Here is a 16,051-nt window from a genome sequence, read left to right as displayed (position 1 = left end):
ATATTGATGTCTGGTATCTGAAACGACAATTAGACACATATCTTGCCCGCCCCCATAATTACACCTGTCTCCACTATTCTCCTCCAAGAAAATAGTTTTAAGCCCGCTTTAACCAGCGGGCTTTTTTTTGTCCGCTGTCATTACGACGTCATATTCGCTCCCTATACTGGTCACATCTTCAGTACATGCAACCGATAGGCATGACGGAAGAAAGGTGCACCGGGCTCCCGGTGCACCACTCCCCCTTTTTTGCGCCGCATGGTATTGTCCGGGGCATGATCAAGCTACTTCTTCTGACCAATTCCTACGCCCGGCTTCGCTACTGGACCGCCATCGTCCTGTACCTGCTGATACTGGTGCTTGGCTCGCTGCCCGGCGCCCGCCAGGACATCGGCCAAGTCGCCTCGGGCCTGATACTGCACTCCATCGCCTACGCCGGCCTGACCTTCCTGATCTTCACCGGCGGGACAGGCAACGCCCGGTTGCGCGCCGGCAAGGCCGTATTGACCATCGCCCTGATGGGCGCGCTCGACGAGTACGTGCAAAGCTTCTTCCCGTACCGCCATGGCGCCGTTTCCGACTGGCTGGTCGACTGCAATGCCGCCGTGCTCACCGCGCTGTTGATGTGGGCCCTGTGGACCCGCTACCGCATCCAGCCGTCAAACTGATATCGCCGGCGCGTTCTCCAGGCGCGCCGATCGCCAGTTCGACATCCATCCGCATCTGCTGCAATTGCTCCAACTTGGCCACGCGTACCAATTCGTGCAAAGAATGCGTCATCAAATGCCGGCTGCGTGGGTCCGGCGCGTCTCCACAAGTTGAATTGATTAAATCTTCGATAATAGTGTCTGTCACGCGTGTCAACATATCGATGTCCTTTAAAGTGATACCGAACAATTATTGCGTGCGAGTAGCAAGCTTCAATTGATGTATATCAACCGCACTGGGATGTCGGGGAACAAAACCGCAATGCCAGCCTCTTAATCAAATGGCTAGTCATTTTGTTGTGTGACCATCGAGGAGAATGATATGAATATGACCAGAAACAGCACCATCGCGCTGCTTATCCTGGCGCTGGCCGGTTGCGCCTCGGAGCGCAGCGGCGAACCCAGCGGTAGTAGCAGCACCGGCAGCAATCCCCCCAGCGGCACGTCCAGCTACACGCCCAGCAGTAGCAGCCCCAGCGGCCAAAGTAATCAGAGCAGCACCACCGGCACCATGACCAGCAGCGGCAGCAGCGGCATGACCGGCGGCGGCTCCACGGCCGGCAGCGGCCAGAGTACGCAAACGTCCTACGGCGTGGTGCAGGCAATCGACCAGATGCAACGGCAGGATGTGGGCGTGGGCGCGGTGGGCGCGGCGGCGGCGGGCGGCAGCGTCGGCATGCCGACCGACAAGGTCTATCGCGTCACCGTGCGCATGGACGACGGCAGCAGTCAGCTGGTGGTGGTCGATTCCATGCCCAGCTACAAGATCGGCGACCGCGTGCGCTACAGCAACGGCACCCTGAGCAGCTACTAGTACAGCTGCTCGACCTGGTAGCCGCGCCGCTTGAGCAATTGCGGTACGCCTTCGTCGCCCACCAGATGCAGCAGGCCGACGCCGACAAAGGCGACTTGATCCTGCTGCATGATGCGCTCGATATTGCTGGCCATTTCGGGATTGCGCTTGCCTAGCAGCACGCGATTCATGAAGCCGGCGGAGATCGTATCGCCGCTGATGGCGGTCTGCCACACGGCGTGGATGCCGGGCGCGTCGGCGGTGTTCCAGGCGTCGATCAGGGCGGTGGATTTCTTCAGCGAGGCGCCGTCGGCCAGGTCGGCCAGATTTTCCAGCAGATACTGCTCTTGCTGGCGCTCGTCCAGCGTGTCGAACAGGCTGAGCTGATATTCCGCGCTTTCCAGCTCGCGCACGGTCTTGTCCTGGCTCTTGGCCGCCGCCAACAGCGCGTATTCGACCGCCTGGCTGCGCTGGTAGCCGTGCACTTCCATCTCGGCGCCGATCAGCAGGTTGGCGATCAGCCAGGGCTTGTACTGCTGCACCGATTGCAGCGACATGCCGGCCCGTGACAGCGCCTGCACGGTCAGGCGCAGCGTGGCCGGCGACAGGTGATGCTGGACCGTATCGCCGTCCGGGTAGCGGCCGTGGCGCGCCAGCGCCAGCTGGAACGGCGCGTCCTGACGGATATCGAGCTCGATCACCAGCGCCTTGGAGTCGAGCAGCGCGCGCGACACCACCGGGTCCAGCGGATAACTGCCATCCTTGCCGACGTGGATGGTGCCGAACAAATAACCGGTCTTGCCGTCATGCGTGATCCGGTACAGCTGGCCGCGATGCGCGGCCGAGGCCGGCTCGCCGAGGCCGGCGGCAAACAGCGCCTGGCAGCAAGCGATCAGCAGCGTCAATAGAATGGCAATTTTCTTCGGCATGAGTTTCCCCGCGATAGCAGGGCGTGCCATCGAACGAATATAACGGAATATGGGAGGTGTAAGGCGAGGCGCGTTACTGTTTCCAATGGTAAATCAAGTAAATGCGCGGGAAAATATTTTTTTAAATTCGGAGGCTGAACTTCAGCGAAATAAACACACTAAATAGCAGGTAAATAATAAAAACAATGCCTATATGCTCAGTGATTAGTGATTTATTACGCCTTATTTAGCGTGCGACGCCGGAGATAACGCAATCCGGGGCGTCGCCAGCGCGTCCGGTCCAATCTGTGTATGCTTGTTGATCCATATGAAAAGGTTATACCCACACCCTTTTCATGGGCATTATTGATTAACGTTTAGCGGCCGACCGACACCCATGATTCCATTTTCCATCCTCGACCTCTCCCCGATCGCCGAAGGCAGCACGCCTTCCGCATCGTTCCGCAACACGCTGGACCTGGCGCAGCACGCCGAACGCTGGGGCTACCAGCGCTACTGGCTGGCCGAACACCACGGCATGCCGGGCATCGCCAGCGCCGCCACCGCCGTCGTCATGGCCCACGTGGCCGGCGGCACCTCGACCATCCGGGTCGGCGCCGGCGGCATCATGCTGCCCAACCACGCGCCGCTGGTGATCGCCGAGCAGTTCGGCACGCTCGAAGCGCTGTTCCCCGGCCGGATCGACCTCGGCCTGGGCCGCGCGCCCGGCTCCGACCAGACCACCGCGCGCGCCCTGCGCCGCAACCTCGACAGCGACGCCGACGCCTTCCCGCAGGACGTGCTGGAGCTGCAGGATTATCTGTCCGACACGCCGCGCCAGCGCGTGCTGGCCGTGCCCGGCAAAGGCGCCAAGGTGCCGCTGTGGATCTTGGGGTCGAGCACCTTCGGCGCGCAGCTGGCCGCGCACATGGGCCTGCCGTTCGCCTTCGCCTCGCACTTCGCGCCGCAGATGATGATGCAGGCCATCGACCTGTATCGCGGCAACTTCCAGCCGTCGGCCCAGCTGGCCAAGCCGCACGTCATGCTCGGCTTCAACGTGTTCGCCGCCGACAGCGACGAGGAAGCGCACTACCGCGCCACGTCGATGCAGCAAGCCTTCGTCAACCTGCGCAGCGGCCGTCCCGCCCGCCTGCCGCCGCCGCAAGCGGGCTATCTGCAATCGCTGGGGCCGCAGGAACGGGCGCTGATCGATTCCGTGCTGTCGTGCTCGGCCATCGGCGCGGCGCCCACCGTGCAGCGCCAGCTGCAGGCCTTCATCGCCCGCACCGGCGCGGACGAGCTGATGATCACCTCGCAGATCTTCGACCACGCGCAGCGGCTGCGCTCCTACGAAATCACCGCCGAGGTGCGGCAGGCGCTGGCGGCGGGGCGGTAGGAAAACGGGGCGCGCTCAGCAGCGATTTGCGTTCGCCGGTAGAATTGCCGGCTGCAAATTGAAGGAGCGCCCCGTGAGCCAGTCCCACGCCCAGCACGACATATCCCCAGGCATGGTCTGGCTGTTCGCCATCGCGACCGGACTCATCGTCGCCAACCTGTACTACGCGCAAACGCTGATCGGCCCGATCAGCCGGGCCACCGGCCTCGATCCAGGCGCCGCCGGCCTGATCGTCACGCTGACGCAGATCGGCTACTGCCTCGGCCTGCTGTTCATCGTCCCACTGGGCGACCTGCTGGAAAACCGGCGCCTGATCTTCATCGCCCTGCTGACCACGGCGGCCGCGCTGCTGGCGGCCTCGTTCACGCGCAGCGCGTCCTTGTTCCTGCTGGCCTCGTTCAGCATCGGGCTGGGCTCGGTGGCGGCGCAGATCGTGGTACCGTTCGCGGCCCACATGTCGCGGCCGGAGACGCGCGGCCAGACCGTGGGCAAGGTGATGAGCGGCCTGCTGATGGGCATCATGCTGGCCCGTCCGGTGGCCAGCCTGGTGGCCGACGCGCTGAGCTGGCATGCGATCTTCGTCATCTCCGCGCTCGGCACTGCCGCGCTGGCCTTCCTGCTGCGCGCGCGGCTGCCGCAGCGCCATCCCGGATCGGGCCTGCACTATTTTGAATTGCTGGGTTCGATGTGGCACTTGCTCAAGACCACGCCCATCCTGCGCCGGCGGGCCGCCTACCAGGCCTGCATGTTCGGCGCCTTCAGCCTGTTCTGGACCTGCGTGTCGCTGGAGCTGACCGGCCCGCGTTTCGGGCTGAGCCAGACCGGCGTCGCCATCTTCGCGCTGGTGGGGGTGGCCGGCGCCATCGCCTCGCCGATCGCCGGCCGCCGGGCCGACCAGGGCAAGAGCCGCTCCAACACCGCCGTCGCGCTGACGCTGGGCGCGTTGGCATTCGCGCTGCCGCTGCTGATCCACGGCGGCCGCCTGGTCGAGCTCGGCGTACTGGTCGTGACCTCGATCGTGCTCGACATGGGTGTCTCGGCCAATCTGGTGACGGGGCAGCGGGCCATCTTCGCGCTGCCGGCCGAAATCCGCAGCCGCCTGAACGGCCTCTACATGGCCTTGTTCTTCATGGGCGGCGCCTTGGGTTCCTCGCTGGGCGGCTGGATGTTCGCCGCGCACGGCTGGACCGGCGTCCTCTGGGCCGGCCTCGCCTTCCCCCTGACCGCCCTATGCGTCTTCGCCACCGAATAAAAATGGGGTCAAGTCTGACATTCGGACACGAGCTCTGCCGTAGCGGCCTCGCTACGGCAGAGCTCGTGTCCGAATGTCAGACTTGACCCCAATTTAATGCGACCAGAGGCGGACCTGGCCTTGCAGCGATACGACGCCGTTGATGTTGAGGCTGCCCAGGTTGCCGGTGACGGGGGCGTTCGGATCGGTCTGCACACTCAGCGATTCGAAGCCGAAGTTGGTGTAGCGTACGTAGCCCGGCAGGCCGATGGCGATGTAGTCGCCGCCACCATCCGGCCGGGTCTGCACGCCCAGGCTGACGGCGAACATGTCCACCATGCCGCGCACGTTCTTGAACACGATGTAGCGGTTCTGCCCGTCCCCGTTGAAGCCCAGCGACAGCCGGCTGTCGCTGACCGCCCCCACCAGCGTCGGATCGTTCAGCGACACGTGCGCCGCGAAGCTGATGCCGTCCTGCCCGCTCACCTGCGACAACTCCTTGTCGTCGAGCGCCTGCAGGCTCCCGCCCCGGGCCGCGCCCGCCGCCAGCATCATCGCCAGGAACAGTGCGCGCGCCATCAGTGCTTGAACTTGATGTCGAGGTACTGGATCTGCACCGAGCCGATGCGCGACGAACCCAGGTCCACCGTCGGCTGCCCGGCGCTGACGAACGAAATATTGTCGACCACGATGCCGCCCGCCGGCGCCACGCCGCTGCCGTAGCGCGCATCCGGCCAGTCGATGCCGATGTGCAGCCGCGGCCCCGTCTCGTCGGTCAGCGCGTTGATCACCGCCGGCTGCGACGCCACATTGGCCAGCATCCATGGCGTGTTGTTGAACACGCCGTTGCCGTCGACGCCGCCGATGTGCACGCCGCTCAGTACCATCGCCTCGCTGGCGTCGTTGCGCCCGCGCGGCTGGAACGACAGCTTGCCGATGTCCATGCGCAATGCGGCGCCGAAGGCCACGCCGTCGTTGACCTGCGGCGTGGAGAACTGCAGCCCGCCGCCGGTGAACACCAGATCCTTGATCACCACGCTGCCCTGCTCGCGCGTGACGCCGTCCGCCGTCACGCCCCAATCGTAGGCGGCCTGCCAGCGCTGGTCGGCATTGGTGTTCAGGGGGAAGGCGATGTTGATGACGTCGGCCAGGCCGGGCGCGCCGGCCACGATGTCGAGCTTGTAGGGATCGGAGAACGGCAGCGGATTGTCGCTGCGCGAGGCGCTGAATTTTTCCACGTACAGGCTGGAGCCGATCGGCGTGGTGTAGCTGACGCGCGCGTCGCCGCTCATGGCGAAGCCGTTCAGGTCGAAGCTGACGCCGTCGCGCCCGCGCACCGACGACAGCGCCGCGTCGTTCAACGGTTCCATCGCCGGCGCCGGCGCGCACACGGCGGCCAATATCGCCGATACGGCCAGCACGGCAGCGCGCACGGCCGTCATCAGCGGCCCTTCGGCAGGTTGGGCGGCACCAGGCCGGAGGTGTTGAGCGCCTGCAGCTTGTCGCGCCAGTTCAGCCAGATGCCGGCCTGCGCCGCGTCCGACGCCGGCACGCCGGCCGCGCTGGGGAACTGCACGCCGGTCTTCAACACGGAGATCCAGAAATCGCGGCTGGGCCCGGCGGCGTCGCCGGCCGTCACGCCGCCCAGCTGCGCCAGCGACAGGCAGGGCGCGGTGCAGGCGCCGTCCCAGCGCTTGCCGCCCAGGCTGTCGGTATGCGAATCGAGCAGCACGGCGCTGCCGTCGGCCGCCGTGCCCGTCACGCGCATCGAGCCCGACAGGCTGTTGACCTTCAGGCCGACGTCGCCGCTGATGCCCTCGAAGCCGAAGCGCATGCCGACCGCCTCGCGCGAGGCGCCGTCGGCCGCGTTCTTGTACACGAATTCGAAATATGGATTGCTGATGTGGACCAGGCGCTGGGCGTCGGTGCCGTCGCTGCGGCCGAACTGCAGCAGGCCGATGTCGACGTCGGCGCCGGTGCCGTTGCGCAGTCCGTAGCTGTATTCGCCCAGGCGCATATTGCGCAGGTTGGCGCTCAGCGAGATGTCCGCGTCCAGCGCGATCTTGCTGAAATCGTAGCCGCCCAGGCTGGTGTTGGTGAGCGCGACCAGACCCTGTCCGCGCGTGTTGGACAGCTCTTCTTCGCTCAGCGGCTGCATTTGCGCCGACGCCGTCAGCGTGCAGCAGGCCAGGGCCGCGCACAGCCACAGCGAACGCAGGGAATAGAGGGAGTTCATGGTGTGGGAACGACAGCCGCCGGGGCGGCTGCCGTAGCTCAGCTGATTAGTGAGCGAAGATCCAGACGGTGGTGCCGCGCATGTCGATCTGGTTCATCGCGACCGAACCGAACGAGGCTGCGCTGTTGCCCATCTTGATCGCGTCGACCGACACGTTCAGGTAGTGGCCGTCGGCGACCACGCTCTGCGGGATGGCGATCTGCACCACGTCGCCGCCGGTGGCTGGGTTGTAGAAGGTGCCTGGGTTGGTCACGCCAGCGGCGCCGGCAGCGGCCAGGAAGGAGTTCTTCGACAGGATGTCGATGTTAGCGGCGATCAGGCCGTTCACCTTGATGCCGTTGAAGCTGACCGAACCGCCACCCATGCCGTTCGCGTCCAGCGCGTCGGTGTCGGTGTAGGTGAACGATGCGATTTTGATGTTCAGGTTGGCAGCGATCGATACGCCGTCCTGGCCGCTGACGGTGCTCAGTTCCGCGTCCTGGATCGGGGTCATGGCCGATGCCGAGAAGGCCAGGGTTGCCAGGGCTGCTGCTGCTGCGGTTTTGATGAATTGCATGTGGTCGTCTCCGTGAGGTTTTGGTCTAGGTATTTGTGTTTTTTTCAATGCTGCGTAACCATCTTAGGGCTACGCCGTTGCTAGCGTCCAGCGTGCCGCGCTGACTTTTCAGGCCAAGCTACAGGCCCTGCGAGCCAGCGCGGACAAGCCCGGATTAGTGCGCGAAGATCCAGACGGTGGTGCCGCGCATGTCGATCTGGTTCATCGCTACCGAACCGAACGAGGCTGCGCTGTTGCCCATCTTGATCGCGTCGACCGACACGTTCAGGTAGTGGCCGTCGGCGACCACGCTCTGCGGGATGGCGATCTGCACCACGTCGCCGCCGGTGGCTGGGTTGTAGAAGGTGCCTGGGTTGGTCACGCCAGCGGCGCCGGCAGCGGCCAGGAAGGAGTTCTTCGACAGGATGTCGATGTTGGCGGCGATCAGGCCGTTCACCTTGATGCCGTTGAAGCTGATCGAACCGCCACCCATGCCGTTCGCGTCCAGCGCGTCGGTGTCGGTGTAGACGAACGAGTCAATCTTGATGTTCAGGTTGGCTGCGATCGATACGCCGTCCTGGCCGCTGACGGTGCTCAGTTCGGCATCCTGGATCGGGGTCATGGCCGATGCCGAGAAGGCCAGGGTTGCCAGGGCTGCTGCGATTGCGGTTTTAACGATTTGCATTTTTTATCTCCGAGTTGTGTATGAATTTTTTTGTCCGGGCCCACGGTCCGTCAGTCTGGTCCTTGGCTCCGGGTAGGAGCCGCGGCGTACTGTCCGGTGCCGTGAAAATCTTAATATTTGACTATTAAGTGAAGCCATCATAGAAGTCGCCGCCGACGCCGGTCCAGCGCGGCGCGCTGACTTGCAAAGCCAACCACGTGGCCTTGGGAGCCATACAGAGTGACGCCGAGTGTGGTCGTTGTTGCACATCTGTTGTCGCCTGTAACACAAGTTCGATTGAAATTTTCTAGAGTCACATCTCTAAAAAAACAGATGCTCGGTTTTACCAAATCGTGCGTTAATTAATTACAAGAAAAGAAAGACGAGTTGTCGCCTTAATAAAGCACGACCGTTCTAATTAAGAATACTGGAGACAAGATGAACCCAACAACGGGGCGCCCGACGCCTCTGGGCGCAGCCTACGCCCGCAGTTTTTCCGGCCCGTGCCGGCGGCATTTTTGTCGCGCGCGCCTGGGCACGCTCCCGCGCGTAGCGCGGCCCGCGCGCGAGGGCTGAGGCCATGCTGATGATACTGTTGACCGTGATCGCCGCCGCCATCGGCGGCGCCGGACTGATGTCCCGCCACGAACCGCAAGACCGGCCCAAGGGCCAGTACGAGATGCCGCAGACCATGCTCGGCGGCGGCGCCTATGTGCAGTCGGTGGCGATGGAGCCGTTCTCCGAACTGAAGTACAAGCACATCGTCCGCCAGGCCTTCGACTTCAGTTGCGGCTCGGCCGCGCTGGTCACCATCCTCAACTACCACCTGGGCGTGATGGTCAACGAGCAGCAAGCCATGGAGGGCATGCTGGACAAGGGCGAGAAGGAAAAGATCATCGAGCGGCGCGGCTTTTCGCTGCTCGACATGAAGCGCTATGTCGGCTCGCTGGGCCTGTCCGGCGCCGGCTTCAAGGCCGAGATCAAGGACCTGATGACGCTGGAGGAACCGGCCATCGTGCCGATCGACTACGCCGGCTCCAAGCACTTCGTGGTGTTGCGCGGCATCCGCGGCGGCGTGGTCTACATCGCCGATCCATCGGCCGGCAACATCGTGTTCTCGGTCGAGGAGTTCGCGCGCTGGTGGGACAAGAACACCCTGTTCATCATCTCCCCGGCCAAGGATCAGAAACCGGTGGCGCAGCTGGCGCTGACCGATCAGGAACTGGGCGTGGCCGACATGGACCGCGTCACAGGCAAGGGCCGGCAGGACGGCCTGTCCAACTCGGCCCAGCTGTTGCTGCGCGCCGTCAATTCGGGCGCCGCCGGCACCTGGATGCATCGCAATTAACCCCAAGCAGCGCCTACTCTCTCTCAAGGATGACCACGATGATTTTCCGTACCCTGCCTATCGCCGCAGCCGTTGCCGCCACCCTGCTGGCGCTGCCCGCCGCCGCGCAACAGACCACGCAGAGCGCGCCCGCCAGCGCCGACGCCGCCCGCGACGCGCTGGCCAAGAAGGAAGGCGAAGGCGACCAGAGCGCGCTGCTCAAGCAGACCCTGACCGCCGTCGACAAGCAATACTCGCTGATCCGCCGCAACCAGATGGCCATCACCTACGACCTGACCTATTCCTACGTCGGCGAGGAGCGCATCGTCACCGACCTGGCCAACGGCAGCACCACCCTGTTCAACATCGAGAACACCAGCTCGCACAGCATCACCAACACCTTCTCGGCCGACTACGGCGTGCTCGACAACCTGACCGGCAACGTCACCCTGCCGCTGATCTCGCGCTACTCGGACAACAACCTGTCCAACGGCGTCTCCAACTCGCTGGGCGACCTGTCGTTCGGCGCGCGCTGGCAGCCGTTCGAGGCGCACCGCGACACGCCCAACCTGACCGTCACCAGCAACGTGCGCCTGCCGACCGGCCGCAGCCCGTTCAAGATCATCGCCGGCAGCGGCGAGGCCACCGGCAGCGGCGTGGGCGCCTTCTCGGCCGGCCTGAACGTCAACAAGATCGTCGACCCGGTCGCGCTGTTCGGCTCGCTCAACTTCACCGCCAGCCTGCCGGCCAAGAACCTGTGGCAGGTCAACGGCACGCGCGTGCTGACCCGCGTCCAACCCGGCAACACCATAGGCTTCGGCATGGGCTTCGCGTACGCGCTGTCGTACGGCATCTCCACCACGATCTCCTTCCAGGAGGCGATCTCGGCCGGCTCCAAGCTGCGCTTCGCCGACGGCCTGGAGGCCAAGACCCATATGCAGACCTCCAGCATCCTCAACATGGGCCTGGGCTACCGCATCTCGCCCAAGACCACGGTCAACCTGTCGGTCGGCATCGGCCTGACGCCGGACTCGCCGAACATGACGGTCGGCATGAACATCCCGCTCAACTTCTGACCGGCCCGATAGTTCATGAACCCGTCCAGTCCAGCCTTCGCGCAGAGGCGCTTGCTGGCGGCCGCCGTGGCGTCCGCCTGCACCGCGCTGTGCCCGCTGCCGGCGCACGCCGCGCTGACCGAGAACCTGACCACCAGCGTGGTCGCCATGGCGCTCGGCAACGCCGTCACCGCCGATCCGCCCGGCGTCGCCTCGATCCACTTCAACCCGGCCGGCCTGGCGCGGCTGACCGGCGACGGCGAGAGCATCCACAACTTCGTGGCCTCGATCCGCACCGCGGCCAGCTTCACGCCGGGCCCGAACTTCGACATCGGCGGCTGGAAGGACGACCCGATCTCCAACACCCGCACCGGGCCGGTGCGCCAGGTGATGTACGTGCCCGGCTACGGCATGCCCGGCTGGCGCCTGCCGGCGGTGGCCGTGCCCGGCATCGGCATGTACTGGAACAAGGCCGGCTCGCCGTGGACCTTCGCCACCGACAGCTATATGGCGCAGGCGATGAGCCTGGACCGCACCACCGATCCCAACGACCCCGGCCAGTACCAGGGCCGGCAGGAGCAGATCCAGCGCCTGGTCTACCTGGCGCCGTCGGTCGGCTACAAGTATTCGGACACGCTGCGCTTCGGCGTGGCCGTGCCGATCGCCCACGCCGCCTTCGTGGTCGACACCAATATGCGCTTCCCCAACGAGCTGCTGGGCGTGTTCGGCCAGCTGCAGAAGGGCTGGTGCCCTGAGGACGGCGGCAACATCATCGACGTGCTGGGCTTCGGCGTATGCGGCGGCGGCAAGGACGGCATGGTCAGCCCGTTCAAGAAGGCCGCCAATATGCGGCTGGAGCTGACGGCGCCGTTCGACCCCACGATCAACCTGGGCGTGCTGTGGGAACCGCGGCCGTGGCTGGCGCTGGGCGCGGTCTACCAGGGCGGCTCCAAGACCCACTACACCGGCAACTACCGCTTCGACACCGAGCCGATGCTGCGCAACTTCGTGCGCGGCATGAACGCCTCGCTGCTGGGTCCGATCGCCGGCGCCGTGCTGGGCTTCCCGACCTCGATCCCGGCCACGCAGAAGGGCAATATGAGCGCCATCATCCCCTTCCCCTCGCACCTGCAGGTGGGGATCAAGCTCAAGCCGATCCGTTACGCCCAGCTCAACGTCGACGCCAGCTACGCCCGCTGGAGCGAGTGGGACGCGCTGCGCTTCCAGTTCGACCAGAGCGTCAAGCTGCTGGAGGTGGCGCGGCTGTACGGCATTCCGGACTCGGGCAAGCTGGTGATCCCGCGCGGCTACAAGAGCGTGGTCAACCTGGCCTACGGCCTGCAACTGTTCCCGATGGAGCGGCTGGCGCTGCGCTTCGGCTTCGAGCCGCGCAAGACCTCCATCCCCAACAACAAGATCGACCTGCTGGCGCCGCTGCCCAACACCAAGCTGCTGAGCGCGGGCCTGAGCTTCAAGCTCAGCAAGAACACCGAGGTCAGCGTGACCGGCTCCTACATGAGCGGCAAGTACGAGGTGCCGGCCAACACCGACTGCAATCTGAACTGCAGCAACTTCCTGAACATCATCTACAACCCGTATGCCGGCCAGAACGTCAAGGGCGACATCCACGTGCGCTATTTTGGTTTCGAGATCAACAAGCGTTTCTGATTTTTTGAGGAGCACACCATGAAGACACCCATCACCCTCCATTGCAAGCGCGGCCTGCTGCTGCTGGCGCTCATCTCCGCCGGCGCCTGCGCCGCGCCGGTGCCGCCGGCCAAGCAGGCGCTGGTCGACAAGGTGCTGAAGCTGTGGAACCCGGACAACATCGGCCAGCAGATGCTGCAGGCGCCGGTGGCCGACGCGGTGCAGCAGGCGCGCGCCATGCTGCAGGGCCGCGCCGCGCCCGACAAGCGCGACGCCGCCATGAACGACATCGTCGGCGAGGCCAAGCAGTTCATGGCCGACGCCACGCCCATCACCAAGGGCAGCGCCGACAAGCTGATCCCGGCCACCATCGCCCCGCTGCTGGCCGAGCGCTACACCGAGGAAGAACTGAAGCAACTGATCGCCATCCTGGAGTCGCCGGTCAAGAAGAAGTTCGAGGCCATGCTGCCGGAAATGCAGAAGACGCTGGGCGAAGGCGTGGCGGCCGACACCCGCGCCGTGATCGATCCGAAACTGCAGGGCCTGAAGGAAAAAATCGGCCTGCGCCTGCGCGCTGCGGTCACGCCATGACCTACTCCTCCGCCCTGCATCTGGTGCGCGGCGTCAAATCGCGCCTGCACCACTCCGGCGTGGAAGCGGAAGCGCTGTTCGCGCAGGCCGGACTGGACGAAGGCGACGGCCTGGCCTGCGACGCCCTCACGCTGTCCGACAAGCTGAGCCACCTGTGGGAACTGGTGGTGGAAAAATCCGGCGATCCGCTGATCGGCCTGAAGATCTCCTCGCCGCACCGGCTCGGCTGGCTGGGCGTGATGGGCCACATCATGCTGGTGTCGCCGACGGTGCAAAGCTCGATCGAGCGCTGCCACGGCCACACCCGGGTCGGCCTGCTGCTGCCGGGCGCGCAGCGCGAGGTGCCGCAGCAGCGCTACGACTTCGTCTGGTGCGTGCTGCTGCGTTCGCTGCGCTGCGCGGCCGGGCGCGACGACATCGCGCCGGTGGTGGTGGAATACACCTTCGCCGAGCCGGCCAACGCCCATGTGTACGCGGAGACCTTCGGCTGTCCGGTCAAGTTCTCGATGCCGCACAACGTGATGGAGTTTTCCGACACCGACCTGGTGATGGCGCTGCCGGCCAACCCGCCGCTGGTGCCGGGCAGCGGCGAGCGGGTGCTGGCCTCGCTGGCGCGCGCCGAGCCGCCGACCTTCAGCGCCAAGGTGCAGGGCCTGCTGGCGAGCCTGCTGCCCAAGGGGCCGCCGCACCGCGACGACGTCGCCGCCCAGCTGATGATGAGCGAGCGCACCCTGCAGCGGCGGCTGGCCGAGGAAGGCACCAGCTTCACCAACCTGGTCGACGACACCCGGCGCGAGCTGGCGCGGCAGTCGCTCAGCTGCGGCGAGCTGTCGCTCAAGATGCTGAGCTTCCAGCTGGGCTTCTCGGAGCCGAGCGCGTTCTACCGGGCCTGCAAGCGCTGGTTCGGCATGGCGCCGTCGGACATCGTGCACATGGCGCATCAATCGGGTCCCGAGCCCGAGGCCATGCACGCCACCACGCCGCGCAAAACGGCATAACAACAAGGAGACGGGGCGATGGGATGGTTGTCGAGTAATCAAAGCAAGTCGATGCTGGGTCAGCTGCTGGTCAAGCAGAAGCTGATCACCGAGGAACAACTGGCGGCCGCGATCGCGCTGCAACGCACGACCGGGCAGCGGCTGGGCGACATCTTCGCCGAGCTGAACCTGATCACGCAGCAGCACATCGAGGAGGCGCTGCGCAAGCAGCGCCGTCTGCGGATGGCGGCGGCCATCGCCACCTCGCTGCTGGCGCCGCTGGAGACCTACGCCGCGCAGGCGCTGCCGTCGCTGGCGGTGGGCACGCCGGTGGTGCTGAGCAAGGACCAGCGCGGGCTGCAGATCAAGGAGCGGCCGGGCCTGCAGGCCCTGAGCGAAGAGGAACTGGGCGACACCTCGGCCCAGGGCCTCAGCGACGAGGTGCTGCAAGTGGTCAAGCAGGCCAAGCACAATGGCTTGGAAGTGGTGGGCGACATGGCCAAGCTGCTCAATCCGGTGCTGGGTTTCCTGGAGGCGGACACCAGCATGAAGAACGTGGTCTACGATCCGAACAAAGCCACCGCGACGATCAACAAGGACGGCTCGTTGACGTTGAACCTGCCGTCGTCGATCGGCGAGATCAATTTCAACAACATCCGCGTCAAGGGCACGGAGGGGGCCAGCTTCGGCAGCATCTCGATCAAGGGCATCGACCTGACCGGCACCTCGATCACGATGGCCTTCCACCACTGACACGGCGGGCCGCGGGCGCCGCCCGTCGGCGCTTCTTACAGCGGAGGTCGCGGGCGCCGGCGCAGCTTGCCAAGCGCTTGATTCGCAACGCAAAAAAAACTGGGCATGGATTTCGCTCGGGAGCGGTGGCAGCACTGTCGTCCACCATCCTATCCGAGAGGGAATCCGCCATGAAAACCATACGCTTGATGTCGTGCCGCTCGCTGCTCGCCGCAGCGCTGGGGATCGCCGCCGCCGGCCCTGTGCTGGCCTCGCCGATCGACGACCCGGCCGCCAGCTTCGACGTGACGAAAAAATTCAACTTCGCGCCGGCCGGCGGCGTCAATGCGGCCAGCTGGCAATACCTGGTCCATACCGTCGCCGCCGCGCCGCTGACCGTCTGCGGTCCCGCCGTCAACTCCGTTCCGCTGCCGCCCGCCGGGCTGGCCGTCTGCCACTCGCCCACCCCCAAGGAGGGCAACGCGGACGCGGCGGCGTCCGTCGCGACCACAGCGCTCACGCCGCGCAACGTGGCGGGCCAGATCCGCGCGTTTGGCGATGTCAGCGTGCCGCCCAAGAAGGGCTTCGCGCAATCGGAAGCGGCTTCCGGCGTCACGGTCAACGGCGACCGCTTGATGCTCGGCGGCCAACTCGTGCTGACACCGAAGTTCTTCGCCTTCGCCCTGGGCCTTGCCAGCACCGCGTTATTCGATCCTGTCACCTTCGACATTCTCGACAGCGACACGGGTTTGCACACGCTGGGCAGGCTGGAAAACATCGACGCCGAGCTCAACGGCACCGGTTCGTTTACGTGGGCCGACAATCTGTTCACCGTTGATGCGACGGACTTCGCGTTCAACCTGGATCTGGACAGCCCCTTCATTGCCGCCGGCGAGCGCGGCACGGTCGATTTCAGGATCAGTGGCGGCATCGTGACGACCTCGACGGCCACCGGCATCTTCGCCGGCTTGCTGCCGACGGTTGGCAGCGGCGGCACCTTCAGCACGCCGTTCAGCAACGAGTTGACCGTGGACTATGACTTCGGCAGCCTGGGGGGAGCGAACCCGCTGGTGAGCATCGGCATCGACGATGGCGGCAGCGCCAGGGCCGTGCCGGCGCCCGGTACGCTGCTGCTGGCCTGCACCGGCCTCGTGCTGCTGAGCCTGACCCGCAGGCGCCTCGGCTGACCTTCGATGGAATTCGATGGGAATTCGATGGGGCCGTGTCCGAATGTCAGACTTGACCCCGATTT

Annotated in this window: 17 protein-coding genes; 11 read left to right on the top strand and 6 right to left on the bottom strand. The window is 65.2% G+C overall.

Going from position 1 to position 16,051, the window contains the following annotated elements:
- The first annotated feature begins 275 nt into the window (after positions 1-275).
- On the top strand, positions 276-668 hold the full coding sequence (locus AC07WS_RS21320; protein ID WP_494731020.1) for a VanZ family protein: 393 nt from the start codon (positions 276-278) through the stop codon (positions 666-668).
- Between the two features lie 361 nt (positions 669-1,029).
- A complete protein-coding gene (locus AC07WS_RS21315; RefSeq protein WP_494731019.1) occupies positions 1,030-1,521 on the top strand; it encodes a hypothetical protein in 492 nt (163 codons plus the stop codon).
- On the opposite strand, the gene AC07WS_RS21310 is transcribed toward AC07WS_RS21315, so the two are convergent.
- Positions 1,518-2,429: a TraB/GumN family protein gene (locus tag AC07WS_RS21310; protein WP_494731018.1), complete on the bottom strand. Its 912-nt coding sequence runs from the start codon at positions 2,427-2,429 to the stop codon at positions 1,518-1,520. The two genes, AC07WS_RS21315 and AC07WS_RS21310, sit on opposite strands and share 4 nt — an antisense overlap.
- A gap of 376 nt (positions 2,430-2,805) precedes the next feature.
- Between AC07WS_RS21310 and AC07WS_RS21305 the strand changes: the two genes are divergently transcribed.
- Both AC07WS_RS21305 and AC07WS_RS21300 read left to right on the top strand, forming a co-directional pair.
- Positions 2,806-3,804 (top strand): LLM class flavin-dependent oxidoreductase, encoded by a 999-nt coding sequence (locus tag AC07WS_RS21305; protein ID WP_494731017.1) that lies wholly within the window; start codon positions 2,806-2,808, stop codon positions 3,802-3,804.
- A gap of 112 nt (positions 3,805-3,916) precedes the next feature.
- A complete protein-coding gene (locus tag AC07WS_RS21300; RefSeq protein ID WP_494731195.1) occupies positions 3,917-5,056 on the top strand; it encodes an MFS transporter in 1,140 nt (379 codons plus the stop codon).
- Between the two features lie 93 nt (positions 5,057-5,149).
- Here the strand turns inward: AC07WS_RS21300 and AC07WS_RS21295 are convergent, their stop codons facing one another.
- The 5 genes from AC07WS_RS21295 to AC07WS_RS21275 form a co-directional block, all read right to left on the bottom strand.
- On the bottom strand, positions 5,150-5,614 hold the full coding sequence (locus AC07WS_RS21295; RefSeq protein WP_494731016.1) for a DUF6160 family protein: 465 nt from the start codon (positions 5,612-5,614) through the stop codon (positions 5,150-5,152).
- Positions 5,614-6,477 carry a DUF6160 family protein gene (locus AC07WS_RS21290; protein WP_494731015.1) on the bottom strand — a complete coding sequence of 288 codons (864 nt, stop codon included), beginning with the start codon at positions 6,475-6,477 and terminating at the stop codon, positions 5,614-5,616. Before AC07WS_RS21290 ends, AC07WS_RS21295 begins: the two co-directional genes overlap by 1 nt.
- Positions 6,477-7,271, bottom strand: a complete 795-nt coding sequence (locus AC07WS_RS21285) for a hypothetical protein (RefSeq protein WP_494731014.1) — start codon at positions 7,269-7,271, stop codon at positions 6,477-6,479. The genes AC07WS_RS21290 and AC07WS_RS21285 overlap by 1 nt, the downstream gene beginning before the upstream one ends.
- 46 nt (positions 7,272-7,317) lie before the next feature.
- Positions 7,318-7,827, bottom strand: a complete 510-nt coding sequence (locus AC07WS_RS21280; RefSeq protein ID WP_117015911.1) for a DUF6160 family protein — start codon at positions 7,825-7,827, stop codon at positions 7,318-7,320.
- 154 nt (positions 7,828-7,981) lie between these two features.
- Complete coding sequence (locus tag AC07WS_RS21275) at positions 7,982-8,491, bottom strand: DUF6160 family protein (RefSeq protein ID WP_494731013.1); 510 nt, start codon at positions 8,489-8,491, stop codon at positions 7,982-7,984.
- A 559-nt stretch (positions 8,492-9,050) separates the two neighbouring features.
- On the opposite strand from AC07WS_RS21275, the gene AC07WS_RS21270 reads away from it, so the two are divergent.
- The 7 genes from AC07WS_RS21270 (at position 9,051) to AC07WS_RS21240 (ending at position 15,986) form a co-directional block, all read left to right on the top strand.
- Positions 9,051-9,818, top strand: a complete 768-nt coding sequence (locus AC07WS_RS21270; RefSeq protein WP_494731012.1) for a C39 family peptidase — start codon at positions 9,051-9,053, stop codon at positions 9,816-9,818.
- A 38-nt stretch (positions 9,819-9,856) separates the two neighbouring features.
- Positions 9,857-10,873: a transporter gene (locus AC07WS_RS21265; protein WP_494731011.1), complete on the top strand. Its 1,017-nt coding sequence runs from the start codon at positions 9,857-9,859 to the stop codon at positions 10,871-10,873.
- A gap of 15 nt (positions 10,874-10,888) precedes the next feature.
- Positions 10,889-12,520, top strand: a complete 1,632-nt coding sequence (locus AC07WS_RS21260) for an OmpP1/FadL family transporter (RefSeq protein ID WP_494731010.1) — start codon at positions 10,889-10,891, stop codon at positions 12,518-12,520.
- Positions 12,521-12,538: 18 nt separating this feature from the next.
- On the top strand, positions 12,539-13,090 hold the full coding sequence (locus AC07WS_RS21255) for a DUF2059 domain-containing protein (RefSeq protein WP_494731009.1): 552 nt from the start codon (positions 12,539-12,541) through the stop codon (positions 13,088-13,090).
- Positions 13,087-14,088, top strand: coding sequence for an AraC family transcriptional regulator (locus tag AC07WS_RS21250; RefSeq protein ID WP_494731008.1), 1,002 nt, complete (start codon positions 13,087-13,089; stop codon positions 14,086-14,088). Before AC07WS_RS21255 ends, AC07WS_RS21250 begins: the two co-directional genes overlap by 4 nt.
- Before the next feature lie 18 nt (positions 14,089-14,106).
- Positions 14,107-14,820 carry a cyclic di-GMP-binding domain-containing protein, MshE-related gene (locus AC07WS_RS21245; protein WP_494731007.1) on the top strand — a complete coding sequence of 238 codons (714 nt, stop codon included), beginning with the start codon at positions 14,107-14,109 and terminating at the stop codon, positions 14,818-14,820.
- 170 nt (positions 14,821-14,990) lie between these two features.
- Complete coding sequence (locus AC07WS_RS21240; RefSeq protein ID WP_494731006.1) at positions 14,991-15,986, top strand: hypothetical protein; 996 nt, start codon at positions 14,991-14,993, stop codon at positions 15,984-15,986.
- Positions 15,987-16,051: the final 65 nt, after the last annotated feature.

This window comes from Duganella sp. GW821-FHT01E12 (genome assembly GCF_059422325.1).
The sequence above is the reverse complement of the archived record's forward strand: the minus strand, read 5'-3'. Positions and strand labels throughout refer to the sequence as shown.

Excerpts from the sequence above, each read along its gene's own strand:
- AC07WS_RS21320 (WP_494731020.1), top strand. The coding sequence starts at position 276 with ATGATCAAGCTACTTCTTCTGACCAATTCCTACGCCCGGCTTCGCTAC.
- AC07WS_RS21315 (WP_494731019.1), top strand. The coding sequence starts at position 1,030 with ATGAATATGACCAGAAACAGCACCATCGCGCTGCTTATCCTGGCGCTG.
- AC07WS_RS21310 (WP_494731018.1), bottom strand. The coding sequence starts at position 2,429 with ATGCCGAAGAAAATTGCCATTCTATTGACGCTGCTGATCGCTTGCTGC.
- AC07WS_RS21305 (WP_494731017.1), top strand. The coding sequence starts at position 2,806 with ATGATTCCATTTTCCATCCTCGACCTCTCCCCGATCGCCGAAGGCAGC.
- AC07WS_RS21300 (WP_494731195.1), top strand. The coding sequence starts at position 3,917 with ATGGTCTGGCTGTTCGCCATCGCGACCGGACTCATCGTCGCCAACCTG.
- AC07WS_RS21295 (WP_494731016.1), bottom strand. The coding sequence starts at position 5,614 with ATGGCGCGCGCACTGTTCCTGGCGATGATGCTGGCGGCGGGCGCGGCC.
- AC07WS_RS21290 (WP_494731015.1), bottom strand. The coding sequence starts at position 6,477 with ATGACGGCCGTGCGCGCTGCCGTGCTGGCCGTATCGGCGATATTGGCC.
- AC07WS_RS21285 (WP_494731014.1), bottom strand. The coding sequence starts at position 7,271 with ATGAACTCCCTCTATTCCCTGCGTTCGCTGTGGCTGTGCGCGGCCCTG.
- AC07WS_RS21280 (WP_117015911.1), bottom strand. The coding sequence starts at position 7,827 with ATGCAATTCATCAAAACCGCAGCAGCAGCAGCCCTGGCAACCCTGGCC.
- AC07WS_RS21275 (WP_494731013.1), bottom strand. The coding sequence starts at position 8,491 with ATGCAAATCGTTAAAACCGCAATCGCAGCAGCCCTGGCAACCCTGGCC.
- AC07WS_RS21270 (WP_494731012.1), top strand. The coding sequence starts at position 9,051 with ATGCTGATGATACTGTTGACCGTGATCGCCGCCGCCATCGGCGGCGCC.
- AC07WS_RS21265 (WP_494731011.1), top strand. The coding sequence starts at position 9,857 with ATGATTTTCCGTACCCTGCCTATCGCCGCAGCCGTTGCCGCCACCCTG.
- AC07WS_RS21260 (WP_494731010.1), top strand. The coding sequence starts at position 10,889 with ATGAACCCGTCCAGTCCAGCCTTCGCGCAGAGGCGCTTGCTGGCGGCC.
- AC07WS_RS21255 (WP_494731009.1), top strand. The coding sequence starts at position 12,539 with ATGAAGACACCCATCACCCTCCATTGCAAGCGCGGCCTGCTGCTGCTG.
- AC07WS_RS21250 (WP_494731008.1), top strand. The coding sequence starts at position 13,087 with ATGACCTACTCCTCCGCCCTGCATCTGGTGCGCGGCGTCAAATCGCGC.
- AC07WS_RS21245 (WP_494731007.1), top strand. The coding sequence starts at position 14,107 with ATGGGATGGTTGTCGAGTAATCAAAGCAAGTCGATGCTGGGTCAGCTG.
- AC07WS_RS21240 (WP_494731006.1), top strand. The coding sequence starts at position 14,991 with ATGAAAACCATACGCTTGATGTCGTGCCGCTCGCTGCTCGCCGCAGCG.